Genomic DNA, 21,851 nt, shown 5'->3' on the forward strand with positions numbered 1-21,851 from the left:
CCCTTGAACCGAGGTGCCTTCATCGTGGGCAAGCCTTGCGCCGGCAAAAGCTGGACAAATCCCCTTGAAACCTGCCCCTGCCCATTGTCGAGCCCCCTCGTAACGCGATAAGGTTCGGCTCCCCGACGCGCTTAACATTCGCTGTGCACCGCCGCGCGGGGATCGCTGGCGGCCGGCACCCGTGACCTGACGAGTAACACGATGGCTGATTTACCGATCAATGACCTTAACGTCGCCTCCAACGAGACCCTCATCACGCCTGACCAGCTCAAGCGCGATATTCCCCTGAGTGACGCAGCCCTGCGCACCGTGACCAAGGGCCGGGAAGTCATCCGCAACATTCTCGATAGCAACGACCATCGCCTGTTCGTGGTCATCGGGCCGTGCTCGATCCATGACATCAAGGCCGCCCACGAATACGCCGAGCGCTTGAAAGTGCTGGCCGCGGAAGTCTCCGACACCTTGTACCTGGTGATGCGCGTGTATTTCGAGAAGCCGCGGACCACCGTCGGCTGGAAAGGCCTGATCAACGACCCCTACCTGGACGACTCGTTCAAGATCCAGGACGGCCTGCACATCGGTCGCCAGTTGTTGCTGGACCTGGCGGAAATGGGCCTGCCCACCGCCACCGAAGCGCTGGACCCGATCTCCCCGCAGTACCTGCAGGACCTGATCAGCTGGTCGGCCATCGGCGCGCGCACCACCGAATCCCAGACTCACCGCGAGATGGCCTCCGGCCTGTCATCGGCAGTGGGCTTCAAGAATGGCACCGACGGCGGCCTCACGGTGGCAATCAACGCCTTGCAATCGGTTTCCAGCCCTCACCGCTTCCTGGGCATCAACCAGGAAGGCGGCGTGTCGATCGTCACCACCAAGGGCAACGCCTACGGTCACGTCGTACTGCGCGGTGGTAACGGCAAGCCGAACTATGACTCGGTCAGCGTCGCCCTGTGTGAACAGGCCCTGAACAAGGCGAAGATCAAGCCGAACATCATGGTCGATTGCAGTCACGCCAACTCCAACAAGGACCCGGCCCTGCAACCGCTGGTGATGGAGAACGTCGCCAACCAGATCCTGGAAGGCAACCAGTCGATTATCGGCCTGATGGTCGAAAGCCATCTGAACTGGGGCTGCCAGGCGATCCCGAAAGACCTGGCCGACTTGCAGTACGGCGTATCCATCACCGATGCCTGCATCGACTGGAGCGCGACCGAGAACACCTTGCGCAGCATGCACGCCAAACTCAAGGACGTGCTGCCAAAGCGCCAGCGCAGCTGATCGGCCTTCGCCAACAGATAAAAATCGACGCAAAAAAATGCCGGGCTTCTCAGCCCGGCATTTTTTATTGGGAATCCGTTATTTCAGAGCTTCGCCGCGTGCCGCTGGTGACGCTCCATGTAGCGCTCCACGTAGGAGCAGGACGGGATCACCGTGTAGCCCATTTCTTCGGCGTACTGCAGCGCCCTTTCGGTCAGCGCCGCGGCAATGCCCCTGCCGCGCAGGGCGTTGGGCACGAAAGTGCGATAGATGTCCAGGGTCTGCTTGCCCAGGTCCATATAGGTCAGATAGGCACGATGACCGTCCACATTGGTCTCGAACTGATGACCAGCCTGGTCATGGTGGATGGACAACGCCTCGCTCATCACTACTCCTCGCGGGTCTGAATGCTGACCCTACCTTACCGATGTTTTTCCGGCGAAGGAACATCTACGCCACCTGCCTTCCTGGTCACGAGCGCCAAAACCGATCCGCTCAAATCCGAGCACATCGTGAATAGTAGGCACCAATGACGCAAATGCTCAAGGCACACCTGTCATCGAAGGGGGAACCTCGTCGGTTTTATCGACCGAGCACCATCGTCGCTCTGTAGTCGGTCACGGTGCAGTAGCTGAACATCGCCAGTTGTTGAGTCTTGAGACGAGCGCCGCTAGTTAAAGTCACCGCCAACACCCAACAAAGATGCCTGGGACAGTGCGCAAAAAATGTCCAAAATGCCAGGCGAATCAACAAACAACGACGTTAGTGGCTCTAGGAGGAGTTCGCCGTGGGTGGAACTTTTCTTCCTTTACGCACTCCTGCCACGGGCTTGCGGCTGTGTATTTTTTCAACAACCGTCAGAAAAGTTGCTTGAAAAAGAATCACCGCCTACAATTTTTTTGCTTCTTGCGCTACGTCAGTTTACTTACTACAAGTAATGGGTAGTATGTACGCCGGCTAACTCCCCAGTCTGGGGAGACAGTCACTAATAGAAAGTCCTTGAAGGGGAACACGATGAACAACGTTCTGAAATTCTCTGCTCTGGCCCTGGCCGCAGTTCTGGCTACCGGTTGCAGCAGCGCATCGAAAGAAACCGAAGCACGTCTGACTGCTACCGAAGACGCAGCAGCTCGCTCCCAGGCTCGTGCAGACGAAGCTTACCGTAAAGCTGATGAAGCTCTGGCTGCTGCTCAAAAAGCACAACAGACTGCTGACGAAGCTAACGAGCGTGCTCTGCGCATGCTGGAAAAAGCTAGCCGCAAGTAATAGTCCTTCGGGATTGTTATCGAGCCGACCCATTTCATGGGTCGGCTTTTTTATTGCCCGGTATTTTCTCCAGGCGATAAAAAACCCGCCGACATCGCTGGACGCCGGCGGGTGGGTAGGGAGCGGTTACTGTTGCAGATCGATCGGTGCGCTGGAAACCATCGGCGCCGAGGTACTCGGTACAGCGATCTCGACCGGCAGGCCATCTTCGGCAGCCACCACGTCGCGCACCACGTCCCAGTTCATCCGCAGGTTGCTGGTGATGTCCTCACGCTTGAGCATCGCGTTGATCACCGCAGTGTGTTTGTCCACCACCGACGGGTTGCCCTTGTCGTCCAGCGGCGTATGGGCTTCCAGGTAAACCTTGCCACCGCTCAGGCCAAGCTTGTAGGGGTCGTTGATAATCCGCACCGACGTGCCCACCGGTACCATGCCGGCCATCTCCAGGACGTTGTTGTTGAACATCCGGAAGCAACCGTGGCTGGTCCGCATGCCAATGCCGAACTTCTTGTTCGAACCATGGATCAGGTAGCCCGGCGTGCCCAGGGTGAACTTGAACGGCCCCAGCGGGTTATCCGGGCCGGCTGGCACCACATTTGGCAGCGGGTCGCCGTCGGCGGCATGTTCGGCCTTGATCGAGGCCGGCGGGGTCCACGTCGGGTTCGGTGTCTTGGCGATGATGCTGGTGTGGGCGATCGGCGACCCCCAACCCTCACGACCAATCCCCAGCGGGAAGGTGTAGACCACGTTCCGGCCTTTGGGGAAATAGTAGAGACGGTACTCGGCCAGGTTGATCACGATGCCCTCGCGCGGGCCCGGCGGCAGGATGAAGCGGGTCGGCAGCACGATCTCCGTGCCGGCGCCCGGCAACCAGGGATCGACCCCCGGGTTGGCGGCAACCATCTCGCTGTAACCCAGGTCATAGGTCGTGCCCAGGTCGGCAAAAGTGTCTTCGTATTTGGCCTTGATGACCTGCACCTGGCCGACAATGTCTTCACCCGGCGGTGGCAAAGGCAGCTCCAGTGCTGCAACGGGGCCCGCCATGCACAGGGCGGCTAGAGACAGGCAGCGGGCGACGGCAGGCAAGCGCGGCAACATCCGGGAAATCCTTCGCAGATCGAACAGAGGGTATGTAGGCGGCGATTGTACACCGCCATCTGTTATTTCGGGGAGGGAGGCAAGGCGGCGTCCGATGCACAGCACTCTTCGGCATTCATCCCAGTCCCTGTGGGAGCTGAGCTTGCTCGCGATAGCGGTGGCTCCTGTTACATCGAAGGAATGTACCGCCGTCATCGCGAGCAAGCTCGGCTCCCACATTTATTCGGTGTCATGACGGACGGTTAGTGATTACAACTCGAACCGCAGTTCCGGCCAGATCGGCGAGGTGCCGCGCTTCTGGGATTCGAGGATCGCCCGGCACAATGAGCACAGGCGATGGTCCTGGAAGATCCGCCGATCGACGCCCGACCAGCGCGGCTGTGCCGGCAGCAGGCTGCCGCACAGTGTCCGGTCGGCCGAGCCGCCGAGTTCCAACTGCCGGGTCACCAGGTGCACCCGCACTTCCTGGCAGGCGAACAGGTCCAGCTGCTCGTCAGGCTCGATCAGTTGGTAGGCAAACAGGGACCAGGCGGGACGCGGCATCGGGGGCTCCAAATCGGGGGCGCCACATTAGCCGAAAGCCCGCCGGTAGAAAAGCGTCAAAGCAGCGGTTTCAGCGTCGGCCAGACATTTTCCAGCAGCTTGCCCTGGGCGGCGACGGACGGGTGCAATCCGTCGTCCTGCATCATCCCCGGGACACCGCCGATCTCCTTGAGGAAAAACGGCACCAGCGGGACCTTTTTCTCTTCGGCCAAGGTGCTGTAGACCTGGGCAAACGCATCGGTGTATCGCCGTCCATAGTTGGGCGGCAATTGCATGCCCAACAGCAAGACCTTGGCACCGCTGGCGCGGGCGCTGTCGATCATCGCTGCAAGGTTTTGTTGCAATTGTGTTGGCGGCTGCCCGCGCAAGCCATCGTTGCCACCCAGCTCCAGAATCACCAGGTCCGGCTTATGGGCTGCAAGCAGCGCCGGCAGCCGCGCCTGGCCTCCTGCGCTGGTGTCGCCACTGATGGACGCATTGACCACTTTGTCGTCAAAACCCTCGGCCTTGAGCCGTTGTTCGAGCAACGACACCCAGCCTTGCCGGGTATCCAGGCCGAAAGCCGCGCTGATACTATCGCCAACGATCAGGACTGTACCCGCCGCTGCGTTCTGGGCCATGCACATCAAGGCCAGGCCGGCACTCAAAAACCACACACGCATCGGATTCTCCATGGGCTCAAGCATTCTCACCGCGACGGACCTTAGCAAAGTGGTCCCCAGCGCGGAAGGTGAACTGACCATCCTGCACGAACTCAGCCTGGAACTGAACAAAGGCGACAGCCTGGCCATCGTCGGTGCGTCCGGCTCCGGCAAATCCACCCTGTTGGGCCTGCTGGCCGGTCTCGACCTGCCCAGCAGCGGTGAAGTCACCCTCGCCGGCCAGGCCCTCAGCGCGCTCGATGAAGACCAGCGGGCACGGATCCGTGCCGAGCATGTCGGTTTCGTCTTCCAGTCGTTCCAGTTGCTCGACAGCCTCAACGCCCTGGAAAACGTCATGCTGCCGCTGGAGCTGGACGGTCGCAAGGATGCTCGCGAACGCGCCACCGAATTGCTGCAGCGGGTTGGCCTGGGCCAGCGCCTGACCCACTCGCCGCGCCAGCTCTCCGGCGGTGAACAGCAACGCGTGGCGATTGCCCGCGCCTTTGCCGCCGAGCCCGACGTGCTGTTTGCCGACGAACCCACCGGTAACCTCGACAGCCACACCGGCGAGCGCATCAGCGATCTGCTGTTCGAGCTGAACAAGGAAAGCGGCACGACCCTGGTGCTGGTCACCCACGATGAACGCCTGGCCCATCGCTGCCGGCGCCTGATCCGACTTGAAGCCGGCCAGATGGTCGCGCCCCTGGAGCCTTGATGGCACGCTTGCCGCTGTTGCGCCTGTTCAGTCTTGCTGTCCGTCAATTGCTGCGCGATGCCCGCGCCGGTGAGTTGCGGGTGTTGTTCTTCGCCCTGCTGGTGGCCGTGGCGGCGAGCACCGCCATCGGCTACTTCGGGGCCCGCCTCAACGGCGCGATGATGCTGCGCGCCACCGAATTCCTCGGTGCCGACCTGCTGCTCGAAGGCAGCTCGCCAGCCCGTGCGGAACAGATTCGCAGCGGTACCGAACTGGGCCTGGAACACGCCCGGGTGGTGGAGTTCTCCAGCGTTGTCGCCACCGATAACGGCATCCAGCTGTCCAGCGTCAAGGCTGCCGACGACACCTACCCATTGCGCGGCGAACTGAAAAGCGCCGCGGCCCCATTCGCCCCGGAAGAGACCGGTGGGCGTCCGGCCCCTGGCGAGGCCTGGGTCGAAGCCCGCCTGCTGACGGCCCTGGACCTGAAGATTGGCGACCACATCGACGTCGGCAACAAGACCCTGCGCCTGAGCCGGGTGCTGACCTACGAACCCGATCGCGCCGGTAATTTCTACAGCCTCACGCCCCGGGTGATGATCAACCTCACGGACCTGGACGCCACGGGTGTGGTGCAACCCGGCAGCCGTGTCAGCTACCGTGACTTGTGGCGCGGCCCGGCCACGGCGCTGCAAACCTATCGCGACCTGGTCAAACCGGGCCTTGAGCCCAACCAGCGCCTGCAGGATGCCCGCGACGGCAACCGGCAGATCGGCGGCGCCCTGGGCAAGGCTGAGCGCTACCTGAACATGGCCAGCTTGGTGGCGGTGCTGTTATCCGGCGTTGCGGTCGCGCTGTCGGCCAACCGTTTCGCTACCCGACGTTTCGATGCCAGCGCCCTGCTGCGCTGCCTGGGTCTGTCACGCCGGGAAACCATGCTGTTGTTCAGCCTGCAGTTGGCGGTGCTCGGCCTGCTGGCGAGCATCAGCGGCGCGTTACTTGGCTGGATCGCCCAACTGGGCCTGTTCGCGCTGCTGCATGACCTGTTGCCCACGGCTGTTCCACCAGGAGGCCTGCTGCCGGCGATTGCCGGGATCGGCACCGGCCTGGTAGCCCTGGCCGGGTTCGCCCTGCCGCCACTGGCCGCACTGGGTCGGGTACCGCCGTTGCGCGTGCTGCGCCGGGACATGCTGCCGATACCCTCCAGTACCTGGATGGTCTATGGCGCCGCCTTGGGCGCGTTGGGCCTGATCATGTGGCGCCTGAGCCTGGACCTGGTCCTCACCTTCGCCCTGCTCGGTGGCGGCGTCGTTGCCGCCTTGATGCTCGGCGGCCTGCTGTTACTGCTGCTCCAGAGCCTGCGCCGTCTGCTGGCCCGCGCTGCCCTGCCCTGGCGGCTGGGCCTCGGCCAGTTGCTGCGCCATCCCCTGGCGGCGGCCGGTCAGGCCCTGGCGTTCGGTCTGATCCTGCTGTCCATGGCGCTCATTGCGCTGTTGCGCGGTGAATTGCTGGACACCTGGCAAAACCAGCTGCCGAAAAATGCCCCGAACTATTTCGCCCTGAACATCCTGCCCAACGACAAGCAGGCGTTCACCGACAAGCTGGTGGCACTGTCCGCGCAATCGGCGCCGCTCTACCCCGTGGTGCCGGGGCGACTCATCAGCATCAACGGCGAGCCGGCCACGGAGTTCGTCACCAAGGACTCCGCCGGCGACCGCGCACTGCAACGCGATCTGAGCCTGACCTGGGCCGCCGACCTGCCGGCGGGCAACGTCGTCACGGCCGGTGCCTGGTGGCCGCAGCAGCCACCGGACGACATCCCGGGAGTTTCGGTGGAAGGCAAGGTCGCCGATAACCTCAAGATCAAGCTGGGTGATCGCCTGGTGTTCAGCGTGGGCGGCGTCAACCGCGAAGCGAAGGTCACCAGCCTGCGGGAAATCAACTGGGATAACTTCCAGCCCAACTTCTTCATGATCTTCCAGCCCGGCACACTGAAGGACCTGCCGGCCACGTACCTCACCAGCTTCTACCTGGCGGCGGGCCACGACCAACAGATTGTCGACCTGTCCAGGGCCTTCCCGGCGGTAACCATCCTGCAAGTCGAAGCCCTGCTCGAACAGCTGCGCAGCATCCTGGCCCAGGTCACCCTGGCCGTGGAATATGTATTGCTGTTCGTGCTGGCGGCGGGGATGGCCGTGCTGTTCTCCGGCCTGCAAGCGACCCTCGACGAACGGATTCGCCAGGGTGCGCTGCTGCGCGCGCTGGGTGCCGAACGGCCGTTGCTGGTCAAGGCCCGACGCATCGAGTTCGGACTGCTGGGCGCGGTCAGTGGCCTGCTCGCGGCCCTGGGTTCGGAACTGGTGAGCCTGGTGCTCTACCGTTACGCCTTCGACTTGCCGTGGCATCCGCATCCGTGGCTACTGCTGTTGCCCTTGGTGGGCGCCGTGTTGATCGGCGGTGCCGGGGTGTTTGGCACCCGTCGCGCACTCAATGCCAGCCCGCTGACAGTGTTGCGCGAGGGTTGATAGACTCCCGACTTCGCAATTACAAGAACTTGCCATGAGCCGCTATCGCCCTCCCCGCACCGCCGGCACCGCGCTGATCACCCCCGAGGGTGAAGCACGGATGCGCGCCGAATTCCATGAGCTGTGGCATGTACGCCGTCCCCAGGTAACCCAGGCGGTCAGCGAAGCGGCCGCCCAGGGCGATCGTTCGGAAAATGCCGAATACACCTACGGCAAGAAAATGCTGCGGGAAATCGACAGTCGCGTGCGCTTCCTTACCAAGCGTCTTGAAGCGCTGAAGGTGGTCAGTGAAAAGCCCAGCGATCCAAACAAGGTGTACTTCGGCGCCTGGGTCACCGTCGAGGATGAGGATGGCAAGGAATCACGCTATCGCATCGTCGGTCCGGACGAGCTGGACTTGAAACAGAACCTGATCAGTATCGACTCGCCGTTGGCCCGCGCACTGATTGGCAAGGCCCTCGATGCCGAGGTCAAGGTCCAGACGCCTACCGGGGAAAAGCGGGTCTACATCGTCGACATCGCGTACCCCTAATCGGCCGCCCGCTTCGTCCGCGACCAAAGGCCGAACACCTCAACGGCGAGTGATCAATCCCTGCCGCGCGACGCGTGTCAATTGCCGGATCATTTCCGGCGCGTCCGCCGCGCAGGGGGACTGGATAACGGCCAGGTCGAAGCTGTCATTGGCGAAACGCGCCAGGGATTCACCGTCTTCGACAAACTGGATCAGGAATGCAGCGGGCCCGTGGTTGCGTCGCGGCCAACCGTCGAGATAACGCAGGAGAGTGGGCTGGTGGGTGCCGCCCAAGAGAATTTTCGGGTTGCGTTGCACAAGATTCGCCGTGATCGGCGCAAGACGTACAAGGGGACTGGGTGCGTTCATCGTGTCGTGTCTCTGCCTCAAAAGTCTGCATGGCAGGTGAGAGGCAACACCGAACCAGCGCTTTAGCGGTATTTCGAAGCCTTGTTTCTGGCTTCTGACGGTAACTGGATGAGTTACCTGGCGCCCCGCAAGTAGCTGTTTAAATCGGCGCATGAGGGGCATCGTAGAGAAGCTGGCTGGGGGGTGTCAAGAATCGGTGGCTACGGGATTGATGCTTTTTCTGTCTTCAATAGGTGGGTGTGTATATCCGTTGCTGCGGTAACGGCTGCTTAGGGTTTCGGCCAGCGTGGTTAATGGGGCGCCCCAGATCATCAGCTCGCCGAGGCGGCCTGGTAGCCGGCCTGGCTCTGGCGGTTGTACATCCGTCAGGTCTTTGGGACCTGAGCTGTTGGAGAAAATCTGTGGAGGCCAATCTGTGGGAGCAAAGCTTGCTCGCGAGACGGCCTGACAGTCGCCCTGTCACTCCAGCCATACCTCGAATTATGGGAGAGAGCGTGCTCGCGAAGGCGTCGGCACATTCAGTATTGATGCAAGCAGACCCACCGCCATCGCGAGCAGGCTCGCTCCCACAGTGGGTCGGTGCAGGGCCGGAAGAATCAGGTCGGCTGTCAGGCCGCCTCGGCGAGCTCTTGATCTGGGGCGCGGCGCTCTTCCAAAAGTGACCCGCTGGAAGAGCGAAACCCTAAGTAGCCGTTACAAAGGAAACGGATATAGATACATAACCCCGAACACCGTCAGCCCGCAACAGCGCGATCCACCGACAGCTTACCCGCACCTTCGATCAACACCGCAACACTCCCCGCCAACAACGCCAGGGCAAATTCATAACCGTTATTGGCCATGAACAAACCATTACCAATGTGCACCGAGAAAATCGCCACCAGCGACAGAAAGGCCAGGCCCAGCGCCGCCGGACGCACCAGCAGGCCGATGACCAACGCCAGCCCGGCGAAAAACTCGGTGCCGCCCGCCAATGTCGCCATCAGGTAGCCCGGCGTCAGGCCGATGCTTTCCATCCATTGCGCCGTGCCGGCCAGGCCGTAGCCACCGAACAGGCCGAAGAGTTTCTGCGAGCCGTGCGCAGCGAAGATGACGCCGACGGCGACACGCAGAACAGTCAGGCCGTAGCCGGCTCGGGTAAACATTACTTTATTGATCAACGAGTTCATGCGGGTTCATCCCAGGTGTGTGGTTGTTGGTCGCCATATTAATCAAAAACACCTATGCAAAAAGCGCAAAAAATACGACAAACCAATCAGTTTAATTGATTATTTTCGCAGGGCGACCTTTTGCCCGGCCGGTTCGAGTGACTCTCGCTCACGGTCAAAGGCCAGATAGTATTTGTTCACGCTATTAACGTAGCTGACGGCGCCCATCCCCACCTGCTCCATGGCGATGCGCTCGACCTGGAAGAACCACTGGTTGGGGTTCAATCCGCGCCGACGGGCCTCGGCGCGCATGCCCTGGACGCGCTCCGGCCCCATGTTATAGGCGGCCAGGACGAACGCCATGCGCTCGCGCTCGTTAAGCTTGGGGCTGGCGAAGAACTTGCGGCGAATCATGGCCAGGTATTTGGCGCCGGCCTGCACATTGGCGTCCAGGTTCTGGATGTTATCGACCCCGACCCGCTGGGCGGCCGATGGGGTGATCTGCATCAGGCCCGTGGGGCCACCGCCGCCGCGGCTGCTCGGTTGCAGGGCTGATTCCTTGAAGGCCAGCGCCGCCAGGTTGAGCCAGTCCATGCCCTGGGCCTCGGCATGTTTTTGCAGCACCGGGCGCAGTTTCTCCAGGCGCTGTCGATCGGCGCGCGCCAGCGGATAGTGGACTTGGTAAAGACGACGATAGATGCGCAGGAACGCCGCATCCTGGTTGTCCGGTGCCTTATAGGTCGCCAGGAAGCGGTCGATGCTGGCCCGCAGCATGCCGGCGTCACGACGAACGAACCAATATTCAGCACCCGGCTCGCCGATCAACACCTGGCGGTCGAAACGCAGCTTGGGAAGAATCTTGCCCCAGCGTTCGGCGATGGGCTGCTCGACGATGGTCAGGTGGAAGATCCCGCCCTGGACCATCTCCAACACGTCCTCCACCGCCAGGGTAGGATCGACCCATTCGATTTTCACCGGTGGCAACTTGAGCAACGCCAGTTTCTGGTTGACCTGGCTCACTGCATCCCCCGCCGCGCTGCCGTTGGGCAGGGCCAGGGTCTTGCCGGACAGTTGTTCCACACGGGTATAGCGTTTCTCGCCCTTGATGCCCACCAGCAGCAACGGCACATCGCTACGGATCGGATCGCTGGGACTGACCGCAAGGCCGGCTTGCGGCTCCAGCAGTTCGCCGGGCGCCACCAGGTCGCCCTCCCCGCGCTGCAAGGCGCCGAGTAATTGGTCCTTGGCCTTGGGAATGATCTTGAGGGTGATCTCCTGGCCATCCCGGGCGTGGCCGTTGAGGTACTGCTCGAAGGCCCGCAACCGGTGATACTCGACGCCAATGGGCTGGCCCTGGACTTCACCAGAGCTGTTGCGGCTCTGGTTGACCAGCACTTTCAACACCCGGCTGCTGCGGATTTGCGCCAGGTCGCGCACCGTACCCGGCGCCACGGTTTGCACCGGTCCAGGCAGCAGCGCCTCGGCCGGCATCGGCAAGAGCAGCGAACAACACAGCAGTAGCAACGTCTGGGGACGTGTCATCCACTCTCCGAGAGATGCTGCCGGGCGCCTTGAAAATGAGGCTGAGCCGACAGAAACAGAGCGCCTGGGGCGCTGAAAAGTGCGCAAGACTGGCACAGTGATGGCTTTTATACCAACCTGACTTGTCACGCGGCCTCAACAGACAGCCCCAACTCGTTGTAGTTCTTGGCTTTTCTTATAAATCTACAGCTCTGATATGCTTTCCAGCCTTTGGGCCGAGGTAGCACCATGCAACTCATCGATATCGGCGTCAACCTGACCAACCCCAGTTTCGCTGATAAACATCAGGCGGTGCTTGAGCGCGCCTATGCATCCGGGGTCTGCCAACTGGTGTTGACCGGCACCAGCCTCGAGGGCAGCGAACAAGCCCTGGAGTTGTGCGAGCGCCTGGACGACGGCGGGGAACGGTTATTTTCCACCGCGGGCATTCACCCCCACAGTGCCAGTGATTGGACCGCCGACAGCGCCAGGCACCTCAAGGACCTGATGATGCAAAGCCGGGTGCGTGCGGTGGGTGAATGCGGGCTGGACTTCAATCGCGATTTCTCTCCCCGGCCGCAACAGGAAAAGGTTCTGGAAGAACACCTGGCCCTGGCGGTCGAGTTGCAATTGCCGGTGTTCCTGCACGAGCGGGACGCCGACCAGCGCCTGCTGGAGATGCTGCGGGGTTTTCGCGATCAGTTGCCAGCGGCGGTGGTGCACTGCTTTACCGGTGAAAAAAAGGCCCTGTTCAACTACCTCGACCTGGATTTGCATATCGGCATTACGGGCTGGATCTGTGATGAGCGTCGGGGCACGCATTTGCATCCGTTGGTGCGCGAGATTCCCCGCGGTCGGCTGATGCTCGAAAGCGACGCGCCGTATCTGCTGCCTCGCACGCTTCGGCCCAAACCCAAGAACGGTCGCAATGAACCTGCCTACCTGACCGAGGTGCTGCGCGAAGTGGCCTTGCACCGCGGCGAAACCCAGGAAGACCTGGCGGCCCACAGCACGGCATGCGCCCGGGCGTTTTTCGGGTTGCCCTCGATTTCCTGATCAATCCGAACACCCTGTGGGAGCGAGCCTGCTCGCGATGGCGGTGTGTCAGTTACTTATCTGCAAGCTGATACATCGCTATCGCGAGCAGGCTCGCTCCCACAAGGACCCTGCTCAAGCACAAGACGCCTGGCGTCATCTCTGTTGATCCACATCAAAACCCACCTCCTCTGATAGCAGCAAAATAATGGCACCTTGCCAAAACTGTTTCCGCTATCAGAGAAGACCTTCCATGGGTGCCTGGCTTAGCAATATCTCACTGAAGTACAAATTCTGGGCGGTCAATGCGGTCGCCTTTATCACGACCTTGCTGCTGGTGCTCTACGCGGTTCACCTCGAACAGCAGGCGCGCAACCACGCCGTCCAGGCCAATGCCCAGGCTCAGGCATCCCTGTTGGGTGCCTGGCCTGCCGGGCAGTCATTGCCCAAGGCCGATGACCTCCTGGCATTTCAGCGCGACCAGATCCCGGCCGTGAACGGACAACCGCTGCCTGCGTTGGCCCAGGCCAATGGTTGGGTCGAACTGAATGCCGGGCCGATGTTTGGCGATGACCCGCTGCTGGGCGCCCAAGTGATTCGTCGTAACGATGATGGTCAACAACTCGCCGTGCTGGCCCATGGCGTCAGCTTGCGCCAAGTGTTCGGCGAACGTTTCAGCCAATACGCCATGGCGGTGTTCGTGCTGATGCTGGCGATGCTGGGCGCTTCGCAGTTGTTGATCCGCTTCTTGCTCAGTCAACTCAACACATTGAAAGACGTGATGCTGCACGTGGAAAAAACCGGCGACCTGTCCGCCCGCGTGCCCCTGGCCTGCAAGGACGAAGTGGGTCAGATGGCGGCGGCGTTCAACGCTATGCAGGCCGGTTATCAACGTGTAGTGGACACCGTCGCCAGCACGGCCCGGCAGTTGGACAGTGGTGCGGCGCGCCTGGCGTCGAGCATGACCGATGTGCGCCACGGCATGCTCGGCCAGCAGAGCGAGACCGACCAGGCGGCCACGGCGATCAACCAGATGTCGGCCACGGTTTACCACATCGCCCAGCACGCCGGCGCCACCCGCGACTTGTCAAAAACCGCCGACACCTTGGCCGGCAATGGCCACGCAGTGGTAAGCCGGGTACAGCAGTCGATCACCGGCCTGTCTTCGGGGGTGCAGCAGACCGCCGAAATGATCCAGCGCCTGGCCGACGACAGCCAGAAGATCAGCGGCGTGGTCAGCGTGATCCACAGCATCGCCGAGCAGACCAACCTGCTGGCCCTGAACGCCGCCATCGAAGCGGCGCGGGCCGGGGAAATGGGCCGGGGCTTTGCCGTGGTGGCCGATGAGGTACGCAACCTGGCCAAGCGGGTGCAGATTTCCACGGATGAAATCACCACCATGATCGCCGCCCTGCAAGCCGGCACCCGGGACGCAGTGGATTTCATGCAGGAGAGTTCGTACAAGGCCGACGATTGCGTGCAACAGGCCCGCGAGGCCGGCGAAGCGCTGGCGCAGATCACCGCAGCGGTGGCGCAGATGCGCGAGAGCAACACCCAGATCGCCGTCGCGGCCGAGCAGCAGAGCCAGGTCGCCGAGGACATGAACCGGGCAGTGGTGAGTATCCGCGACGTCACCGAAAACACCGTGCGTCAGACCGTGGACTCGGCCACCACCAGCCATGAGCTGGCGACGCTGGCGGGAGAATTGAACAAGGCGATCGGGCAACTGAAGCTCTGAAACCGCTGTCGCGAGCAAGCCGTGCCCCCACAGGTCCATGGAAACACCTGTGGGAGCAAGGCTTGCCCGCGATGAGTCTTCCTGAAATTGACTGGACGCTATCGCTTCGATAGCCAAGCACCATTCGCCGCTCCGCCTGGCCGGGCCTATTCTGGGGTCATTCGACTTCATGACCTCAAGGATTAGCATCATGGGCAAACAACACCCCGACCTCCCGGCCTGGCAATGGCGCACCCACGATCAGCGCCAACCGGCCGACCTCGTGTCGCACTTGATTGCCGTACCGCTGTTCATCATCGCGTTTCTGTTGATGGTGTCAGGGGTATTCAGCGTCAGCCCGACGGATGTCGCCATCGGCCTCATCGGCATGGTCGCTGCACTTGCGCTACAGCGTCACCGTCACTGATCAAGCGAAAATCGTCACCGTCTGCCGGCTCAGGGCGATCAAGCGGCCATCGGCGCTCCAGAACTTCGCGGCGACATGGCCGTAGCCGTCCTGGGCGTGGTCGATCTCGGCCAGGTATTTGCACCAGTCCAGCGTCGTGAGCGCCAGCAGTGGCTGGACGAACTCAATGGTCCAGGTCAGCGTACTGCCCGGGGCCATTTGTTTGAGATGAGGCAGCAAGGCCGGCGGCCAGGCGTCCACCAGGGCCAGGATATGGCCCTCGTTCAACGGCTCTTCCTTCACGTCACCGCGCAAGCGCACCCAGCCGCCCATGCTCCGGGAGGTGTTGCCCGTGAACGGCAGGCCACCGACGCTCCAGCACATCGCCAGGTGACGCATGAATTCCGGGGTGGCGCCTTTGATGTACGGCAGCTCCTGGCATTGCTCCACGCTTTTGAACTCGGGCGCGGGATCGGCTTGCACCGCCACCACGGAAGAACGCGATGCGCCGAAACTGCCCTGCACCACCGTCACCACCTGGCCGTTCTGCACCGCGCGCCCCAGTGCCTGGCTCACCGCCTTGCCTTCGCGCAGCACGTCGACTTCGAAACTGACCGGCACGTCCGGCGCCACCGGGCCGACAAAGGTGATCGCCAGCGAACGCACCGGCCGATCCGCCGGCACCCGGGCACGCATCGCTTCATACTGCAGCGCCGCCACCAACCCGCCAAACGTGGCGCGGCCCTGGCCCCATTCAGGCGCGATGATAACGGCCTCTGGTTGACGGCGCACGGCATCGATCAAATCGGAAAAGCGCATGACGACCTCGAAAGCATGGGGAGAAGAGGAAGGGATCTTAACCAGCCCCGGCGAGCGGCACAGCGCTCATTCCGGCCAAAGAGGCTGACAGATAGGCCGCCGGTTTGAGTCCACCCCAAACTCATGTGGGAGCGAGCCTGCTCGCGATAGCGGAGGATCAGTCACATAGATGCAAACTGACACTACGCTATCGCGAGCAGGCTCGCTCCCACAGGGGATTTGTGTGCAACGCTTCGGGACTATTCGAAACAGCTCGCGATCAGCTTGTCGAGCACCTTGTCGGCCTTGGCCTCGGCCTTTTCCATGGTGATCTGCCAGACCGGCACGCAGGGTTGCAGGTCCGCTTCCTCCCCGGCCCTGGCCAGCCACTGCCAGCAATCGTGCCAGTCGCCCAGCGCGCCCTGGGCGGATTTGAGTCGTGGCATGGCCGCGTCGGGCAGACGGTCGAGTTCGGGGTAGGCTTCGATGGCGTAGCGCACGCGCTTGATCAGCAGTCGCAAGCGGTGGCGGTCATGGGCCGGATCACGCAGGGCGTCACCGAGGTTTCTCCACTGTTTGTCCAGGCGCTTTTCAATGCGCTTGCGCAACCCCCTGAGCAGCCCCTCGCGCTGCGCTGCGCGAATGAAGCGTGGAAATGCGTCGAGGATCATCAGCAACTGGCCCAGCTCCGGGCTCCCTGCCACCGCAGGATAAGCGTCGTGCATCAGCGCCCGGCGTCGCTGCGCCGCCTCGACCTGGCTGTGCTGTTCAAGATACGCGGCCAACACTTCCCGGTCGCGCAGGGGCGTGGTCAGGCTGCCGATCGTCGACGCGGCGGCTTCCAGTTGCTCGACGCCAGGCAAGCCGCGCAAGGGACGAAGCAGGCTGCGCAAGCGGCGCACGGTGGTGCGCAGGTCATGCAGGGCTTCGCTGTCGGTATGGGCATTCAAGCGGGCCTGACAAGCCAGCAGGCGGACTTCCAGGCCCAGTATCCGGGCCACCAGCCTATCGATCATGGGGCGTACTCCGTACGCAGCGTCGAGCTGCAAGCTCCAAGCTGCAAGTAGAGGCATGTCGCGTGCTTTTCTCTTGCAGCTTGAAGCTCGTTACTTGCAGCTGCCGTTATCGTCCTGCGCGAGACTCGCGAATGTAGAAGCGCGCCTTCTCGGCCTTCTTGGAGCAGCCTTCGAAGGCTTCGAATTGCTGCTGGGTCTTGGCGCCGGTCAACAGCGACAGGGCCTTGGAGTAGCTGACGGTGCCGGCAAAGCCTTCGGCCTTGGCCAGGTCCAGTTCATGCCAGGCGGCGTCGAGCTGGGTGCCGCAGCTGTCACGGTAAGCGGTTTTTCCTGCGCAACCGGCCAGGGCCAGAACCATCAGGGAAGCCACCAGGGGCAGGCAGATCCGGGCTTTCATCGATTACACCTCAGTCAGGTCAACAGTCGTGCTGGTAAGACGGTCGTGCCGGCAAAAAGTGCCAAGGCCCGCCGCGTATATTCAAGTGTGGCCGAGCATACGCAAATGCCACCGCGGCGTGTCAAAAAACGACGCCTGCGCCACAACGATTGAGCCGAGCCGTCGATAAGTGCATTGTTGGGGCCTGTTCGACAAGAGGCCGGGTCATGACAAAACGTGTCGCATTGGTATTGGGTTCGGGCGGCGCCCGGGGCTATGCCCATATCGGGGTGATCGAAGAAATCGAACGACGTGGCTACGACATCGCCTGCATCGCCGGTTGTTCGATGGGCGCCGTGGTCGGTGGGATCTATGCCGCGGGCAAGCTCAAGGATTACCGCAACTGGATCGAGAGCCTCGACTACCTGGATGTCCTGCGGCTGGTGGACGTGAGCTTTCGCCTGGGAGCGATCCGCGGCGAAAAAGTCTTCGGCCAGATCCGCAAGATTGTCGGCGAGCTCAACATCGAAGACTTGCGCATCCCCTACACCGCCGTCGCCACCGACCTGACCAACCAGCAGGAAATCTGGTTCCAGGAAGGTTGCCTGCACCAGGCGATGCGCGCCTCGGCGGCAATTCCCAGCCTGTTCACCCCGGTGATGCAAGGCAACCGCATGCTGGTGGACGGCGGCTTGCTCAATCCGCTGCCGATCGTGCCAGTGGTGTCGAGCCATTGCGACCTGATCATCGCGGTCAACCTCAACGCCACCAACCAGAAACAGTACAAGCTCCCGGTGATCCAGCGCCCCGCCGCGTTCCGGCGACGCTTCGATACCCTCGTCAGCTCCCTGGGTTCACGCCTGCCGTTTCGCCGCAAGCAAGCCGAGCAACTGTTGCTGCTGGAGCTGGAAGCGTTGAAGGCCGAGGCCGCCGACATCAACCCGTGGCTCGAATCCGCTGCGCCGGAAGGTCAGCAACCGGCCGCCGCACCAGAGGCCGAAGGCGCACCGAAGTCGGCTACCGGTTCATTCATCATCGACAACGTCGGCCCGGCCTCGCTGCTGGATCTGATCAACCAGAGTTTCGAGGTGATGCAGACTTCGCTGGCCCAGTACAAGATTGCCGGTTATCCGCCGGATGTGCTGATCAACGTGCCGAAACGGGTATGCCGCTTTTTCGAGTTCTACAAGGCGCCGGAGTTGATCGCGCTGGGACGGGAGATTGCCAGTGATACGTTGGATCGGTATGAGAGTGAGCAGAACTAAGGATTTGCGGTGGCTGTCCAGGCCTCATCGCGAGCAAGCTCGCTCCCACATTGGTGTGCGGTGAACCCTGTGGGAGCGAGGCTGCTTGCGATGGCGCCAGCCCAGACAACACAGGATTAAAATCCGCCCTCCCCCAACAACCGATATCCCACCCCCGCCTCGGTCACGATGAACCGAGGCCGCGTCGGGTCGTCGGCCAGTTTCTGGCGCAGGTGACCGATCACGATCCGCAGGTAGTGGCTGTCTTCGGTATGGGTCGGGCCCCAGATGTCCTTGAGCAACTGTTGCTGGGTGATGACTCGACCCGGATGGCGCGCCAGCTGCGCCAGGACCGCGTATTCCTTGCGAGTCAGGGCGACTTCGGCACCGTCCAGCAACACCCGCCGGTACGCCAGGTCCACCGTCAGCGGGCCGAACCGCAGCGCCGCTTCCTGGGCTTCGCCCGCCGGGGCCTGGCGCAACAGGGCACGGATGCGGGCGAGGAATTCCTGGATGCCGAACGGCTTGGTCACGTAGTCATTGGCGCCGTTGTCCAGCGCCTCGACCTTCTGCGCTTCGCTGGCGCGCACCGAGAGCACCAGCACCGGCACCGTCGACCACTGGCGAAACTCGCGCAACACCTGTTGTCCGTCCATGTCCGGCAGCCCCAGGTCGAGCACCAGCAGATCGGGCTTGTTCAACGCCGCCTGGGCGAGCCCTTCCGCGCCGGTGCCAGCTTCCAGCACCTTGTAGCCTTGGGACGCCAGGCTGATGCGCAGGAACTTGCGGATTTGCGGCTCATCATCGATGACCAAAAGGGTCGCGGTCTGGCTCATGGGGCTCGTTCATGCAAGGTCAGTGACAAGTGGCGAGCATATCGCAGCGCCGCTCAGGCTTCATCGTCCATGCCCGGTTGCGTCTGCAAAGGCAAGTGCAAGGTGATGCAAGTGCCACGCCCGTCGAGGCCTTCAGCCACGCTGATGCGACCGCCATGGGCGCCGACCATGCCCTGACAGATCGCCAGCCCAAGCCCGGTGCCCTGCCCACCCCGATCGCCCCGGGCGGCGGTGTAGAACATGTCGAAGATTTTCCCGCGCTCTTCTTCAGGGATGCCGGGCCCCTCGTCGGCCACGGCAAACAACACCTCGCTGTCCGTCGTCCCGGCGCTCAGCAAAAGCCGACCCTGGACCGGCGAGAACCGTGCGGCGTTCTCCAGGACATTCACCAGGGCCTGTTCGATCAGCGCCGCATGGACGTACAGCAAAGGCAACTCGCCAGGCACTTCGACACCCAGCGCCAGCGGCGCCAACACCGCACGCAGGCGATTCAGCGCACTGCCAACGATGTCGGCCGGCGACACCCAGTCCCGTGCAAGTTTCAAGGCACCGTGCCCCAGGCGGGTCATGTCCAGCAGGTTCTGGATGTAGCGGTCCAGCCGCTCGGCCTCGTCGCGAGTGCCTTCGAGCAATTCGCGACGATCCGCCAGCGGGATCGCCTCCCCCAGCGCCAGCAGGCTGTCGATGCTGCCGCGCATGGCGGTCAGCGGCGTGCGCAAATCATGGGACACCGACGCCAACAGGGCACTGCGCAGTTGTTCGGTTTCACCGTGCAGGCGCGCCGCTTCCAGGTCCTGGGCCAGCTGCGCCCGCGCCAATGCCTGGGCCAAGGGTTGACTGAGGGCAGCCAGCAAACGACGGCGCTGACCACTCAGATGCGCGCCCTCCCTGGCGCATACGCCCAGCAACGCCAGGGGCCCGCCCTCTGCCGACAACGGCCACCACCACCAGCGTCCGGACGGCAGTGTCCCGGTGCCGGCACCGGCCGGTTGATCGTGTTGCCAGGACCAGTCCGCCGCCGCGCGCTCGGCCTCGGTGAACGGCAACGGCTCGCCGCTTTCGACCTTCCAACTGCCCTGGCCGTCACGGTTGAGCAGGCACAGTTGCAAGTCGTGCCAGCCATTGAGGTGCTGCGCCGCGGCACTGATGACGGCCTGGCGGTCGGTGGCGGCGGTGAGCCTGCGCGACAGGTCGAGCAGTTCACCGGTTTCCTGCTGGGTGTCGCGCAACGCCTGCAACTGCCGTCGCTGACGCGCCGCCAGGTTACCGGTCAGGGCGGCCATGAGCAGGAAGAACACCAGGGTCAGCACGTCTTCTTCGCGCTGGATGGTCAGCGAGAAATTCGGCGGGATGAACAGAAAGTCATAGGCCAGGAACGACAGCGCCGCACACGCCAGCGCCGGCCCGAGGCTGCTGCGTACCGCCACCAGCAGCACCGCCATCAGGAACACCAGGGAGATATTGGGCAACGCCAACAGACCCGAAATCCCCCAGGCCAGTGCGCTGGCCGCTACCGTCGCCACCAACGCCAGCCCATAATCGAAGCCCGTCTGCACGGTGCTTGAGCGCACCCGGGCCGGACGCGGTTGTTCGTCGCTGTCCAGCACGTTGATTTCCAGGCCCCGGGCATCACGCAGCAGGCGCGAAGCAAGGCCGCCCCCGAACAGCCGCCGACGCAGCCGGGGCCGGGACTGGCCCACCAGCACCAGCGTGGCACGGCGTTCGCTGGCATGCTGGATCAGCGTCCGGGCCACCTCGCCGGCCCGCAGCAGCACCACCTCTCCACCGAGCCGTTCGGCCAGTTGCTGGGCATTCTGCAAGCGCTGGCGCGAGGACTCGTCCCGGGCGCTGCCGTTGTCCACATGCACCAGGCTCCACGGCAAGTGCCGCCGCTGGGCAACGCGGCTGGCGTGGCGTACCAGGCGTTCCGCCTGAGCGTCACCGTCCACTCCCACCAGCAATCGCCCCCGCACCGCCGGAGCGGCCTGGCCCAGTTGCCGATAACCCTGGGCGAGGTCGTTATCGACCTGAGCCGCAGCCGTCTGCATCGCCAACTCACGCAATGCGGTCAGGTTGGTCTGGGTGAAGAACGCATCGATCGCTGCACGAGCCTGTTCCGGCACATAGACCTTGCCATCGCGCAGGCGCTCCAGCAGCTCGCGCGGCGGCAGGTCGATCAGCAGCAGCTCATCGGCCTCCTGCAGGACCCAGTCCGGCAACGTCTCGCGGACCTGCACGCCAGTGATACCGCGCACCTGATCGTTGAGGCTTTCCAGGTGCTGAACGTTGACGGTGGTGTAGACATCGATGCCTGCGGCGAGCAGGTCCTGGATGTCTTGCCAGCGTTTGAGGTGGCGGCTGCCCGGCGCGTTGCTGTGGGCCAGCTCATCCACCAGGACCAATGCCGGTCGGGCCGCGAGCAGGCCGTCGAGGTCCATTTCCTCGAGCATCACACCGCGATACTCCGAACGCACCAACGGCTGCTGCGCCAGGCCGCCGAGCAACGCTTCGGTTTCGCTGCGACCGTGGGTCTCGACCACGCCAGCGATGACTTTCACGCTCTGGCGCAGTTGGGTGTGGGCGGCCTGGAGCATGGCGTAGGTCTTGCCCACCCCGGGGGCGGCGCCGAGAAAGACCTTGAGCCGGCCACGGTCGCTGCGCGGTAGATGGGCTAGCAGTGCGTCGGCGCGGCCGGAGTCGCTCATGTGTGATTCTCTTGCTTTGGTATTGATGGAATGTCCACTCCCCAGGCCTGTATGAAGCCTTTGTGGGAGCGAGCCTGCTCGCGATGGCGGTGGGTCAGTGTGCAAGTGTGTGACTGATACACCGCCATCGCGAGCAGGCTCGCTC

At 62.9% G+C, this 21,851-nt stretch carries 20 protein-coding genes and 1 pseudogene; 9 read left to right on the forward strand and 12 right to left on the reverse strand.

Annotated elements, in window-relative coordinates:
- Positions 1–201: 201 nt before the first annotated feature.
- Entirely contained in the window at positions 202–1,278 is a 1,077-nt protein-coding gene (locus J7E36_RS20375) for a 3-deoxy-7-phosphoheptulonate synthase (RefSeq protein WP_215006974.1), read from the forward strand.
- Positions 1,279–1,361: 83 nt separating this feature from the next.
- Here J7E36_RS20375 and J7E36_RS20380 read toward each other — a convergent pair whose 3' ends face one another.
- Positions 1,362–1,643 carry a GNAT family N-acetyltransferase gene (locus J7E36_RS20380; RefSeq protein ID WP_003183779.1) on the reverse strand — a complete coding sequence of 94 codons (282 nt, stop codon included), beginning with the start codon at positions 1,641–1,643 and terminating at the stop codon, positions 1,362–1,364.
- Positions 1,644–2,271: 628 nt separating this feature from the next.
- On the opposite strand from J7E36_RS20380, the gene oprI reads away from it, so the two are divergent.
- The gene (gene oprI, locus J7E36_RS20385; protein ID WP_003183784.1) at positions 2,272–2,523 is read left to right on the forward strand and encodes an outer membrane lipoprotei OprI; all 252 of its coding nucleotides are present in this window, start codon (positions 2,272–2,274) and stop codon (positions 2,521–2,523) included.
- A 126-nt stretch (positions 2,524–2,649) separates the two neighbouring features.
- Here the strand turns inward: oprI and J7E36_RS20390 are convergent, their stop codons facing one another.
- The 3 genes from J7E36_RS20390 to J7E36_RS20400 all read right to left on the reverse strand — a co-directional run bounded on the left by J7E36_RS20390 (position 2,650) and on the right by J7E36_RS20400 (position 4,826).
- Positions 2,650–3,621 carry a L,D-transpeptidase family protein gene (locus J7E36_RS20390; RefSeq protein WP_215006977.1) on the reverse strand — a complete coding sequence of 324 codons (972 nt, stop codon included), beginning with the start codon at positions 3,619–3,621 and terminating at the stop codon, positions 2,650–2,652.
- 249 nt (positions 3,622–3,870) lie between these two features.
- Positions 3,871–4,164 (reverse strand): hypothetical protein, encoded by a 294-nt coding sequence (locus tag J7E36_RS20395; RefSeq protein ID WP_041020059.1) that lies wholly within the window; start codon positions 4,162–4,164, stop codon positions 3,871–3,873.
- Between the two features lie 56 nt (positions 4,165–4,220).
- Positions 4,221–4,826, reverse strand: coding sequence for an arylesterase (locus tag J7E36_RS20400; RefSeq protein WP_215006981.1), 606 nt, complete (start codon positions 4,824–4,826; stop codon positions 4,221–4,223).
- Positions 4,827–4,836: 10 nt separating this feature from the next.
- On the opposite strand from J7E36_RS20400, the gene J7E36_RS20405 reads away from it, so the two are divergent.
- The 3 genes from J7E36_RS20405 to greB are packed head-to-tail and all read left to right on the forward strand — an operon-like array spanning position 4,837 to position 8,556.
- Complete coding sequence (locus J7E36_RS20405; RefSeq protein ID WP_215006984.1) at positions 4,837–5,520, forward strand: ABC transporter ATP-binding protein; 684 nt, start codon at positions 4,837–4,839, stop codon at positions 5,518–5,520.
- Positions 5,520–8,024: an ABC transporter permease gene (locus J7E36_RS20410; RefSeq protein ID WP_215006987.1), complete on the forward strand. Its 2,505-nt coding sequence runs from the start codon at positions 5,520–5,522 to the stop codon at positions 8,022–8,024. Before J7E36_RS20405 ends, J7E36_RS20410 begins: the two co-directional genes overlap by 1 nt.
- A gap of 34 nt (positions 8,025–8,058) precedes the next feature.
- Positions 8,059–8,556, forward strand: a complete 498-nt coding sequence (gene greB / locus J7E36_RS20415) for a transcription elongation factor GreB (protein ID WP_215006990.1) — start codon at positions 8,059–8,061, stop codon at positions 8,554–8,556.
- Between the two features lie 39 nt (positions 8,557–8,595).
- Here the strand turns inward: greB and J7E36_RS20420 are convergent, their stop codons facing one another.
- The 3 genes from J7E36_RS20420 to J7E36_RS20430 form a co-directional block, all read right to left on the reverse strand.
- Positions 8,596–8,904, reverse strand: coding sequence for a class I SAM-dependent methyltransferase (locus tag J7E36_RS20420; protein ID WP_212796954.1), 309 nt, complete (start codon positions 8,902–8,904; stop codon positions 8,596–8,598).
- A 734-nt stretch (positions 8,905–9,638) separates the two neighbouring features.
- Positions 9,639–10,073, reverse strand: coding sequence for a DoxX family protein (locus J7E36_RS20425; protein WP_215006992.1), 435 nt, complete (start codon positions 10,071–10,073; stop codon positions 9,639–9,641).
- A gap of 99 nt (positions 10,074–10,172) precedes the next feature.
- Positions 10,173–11,594, reverse strand: a complete 1,422-nt coding sequence (locus J7E36_RS20430) for a transglycosylase SLT domain-containing protein (RefSeq protein WP_215006995.1) — start codon at positions 11,592–11,594, stop codon at positions 10,173–10,175.
- A gap of 228 nt (positions 11,595–11,822) precedes the next feature.
- Here J7E36_RS20430 and J7E36_RS20435 point away from each other — a divergent pair, with 228 nt between their 5' ends.
- From J7E36_RS20435 to J7E36_RS20445, 3 genes and pseudogenes are all read left to right on the forward strand, one after another.
- A complete protein-coding gene (locus J7E36_RS20435) occupies positions 11,823–12,629 on the forward strand; it encodes a TatD family hydrolase (protein WP_215006998.1) in 807 nt (268 codons plus the stop codon).
- A gap of 232 nt (positions 12,630–12,861) precedes the next feature.
- Positions 12,862–14,346 carry a methyl-accepting chemotaxis protein gene (locus tag J7E36_RS20440; RefSeq protein WP_215007001.1) on the forward strand — a complete coding sequence of 495 codons (1,485 nt, stop codon included), beginning with the start codon at positions 12,862–12,864 and terminating at the stop codon, positions 14,344–14,346.
- Between the two features lie 190 nt (positions 14,347–14,536).
- Positions 14,537–14,749, forward strand: a pseudogene (locus tag J7E36_RS20445) (terminase); the annotation flags it as partial.
- 3 nt (positions 14,750–14,752) lie between these two features.
- On the opposite strand, the gene J7E36_RS20450 reads toward J7E36_RS20445, so the two are convergent.
- The 3 genes from J7E36_RS20450 to J7E36_RS20460 form a co-directional block, all read right to left on the reverse strand.
- Positions 14,753–15,550 carry an acyl-CoA thioesterase gene (locus J7E36_RS20450; RefSeq protein WP_215007004.1) on the reverse strand — a complete coding sequence of 266 codons (798 nt, stop codon included), beginning with the start codon at positions 15,548–15,550 and terminating at the stop codon, positions 14,753–14,755.
- 239 nt (positions 15,551–15,789) lie between these two features.
- On the reverse strand, positions 15,790–16,545 hold the full coding sequence (locus J7E36_RS20455) for a CHAD domain-containing protein (protein ID WP_215007007.1): 756 nt from the start codon (positions 16,543–16,545) through the stop codon (positions 15,790–15,792).
- Positions 16,546–16,651: 106 nt separating this feature from the next.
- The gene (locus J7E36_RS20460) at positions 16,652–16,942 is read right to left on the reverse strand and encodes a hypothetical protein (protein ID WP_003183815.1); all 291 of its coding nucleotides are present in this window, start codon (positions 16,940–16,942) and stop codon (positions 16,652–16,654) included.
- A 206-nt stretch (positions 16,943–17,148) separates the two neighbouring features.
- On the opposite strand from J7E36_RS20460, the gene J7E36_RS20465 reads away from it, so the two are divergent.
- Positions 17,149–18,186, forward strand: a complete 1,038-nt coding sequence (locus J7E36_RS20465; protein WP_215007010.1) for a patatin-like phospholipase family protein — start codon at positions 17,149–17,151, stop codon at positions 18,184–18,186.
- A 116-nt stretch (positions 18,187–18,302) separates the two neighbouring features.
- On the opposite strand, the gene J7E36_RS20470 is transcribed toward J7E36_RS20465, so the two are convergent.
- On the reverse strand, positions 18,303–19,001 hold the full coding sequence (locus J7E36_RS20470; RefSeq protein WP_215007013.1) for a response regulator: 699 nt from the start codon (positions 18,999–19,001) through the stop codon (positions 18,303–18,305).
- A gap of 53 nt (positions 19,002–19,054) precedes the next feature.
- Positions 19,055–21,706: a sensor histidine kinase gene (locus J7E36_RS20475; protein WP_215007016.1), complete on the reverse strand. Its 2,652-nt coding sequence runs from the start codon at positions 21,704–21,706 to the stop codon at positions 19,055–19,057.
- Positions 21,707–21,851: the final 145 nt, after the last annotated feature.

Origin of the sequence: Pseudomonas fluorescens, from assembly GCF_018614775.1 — a bacterium.
GTDB lineage: Bacteria > Pseudomonadota > Gammaproteobacteria > Pseudomonadales > Pseudomonadaceae > Aquipseudomonas > Aquipseudomonas fluorescens_BY.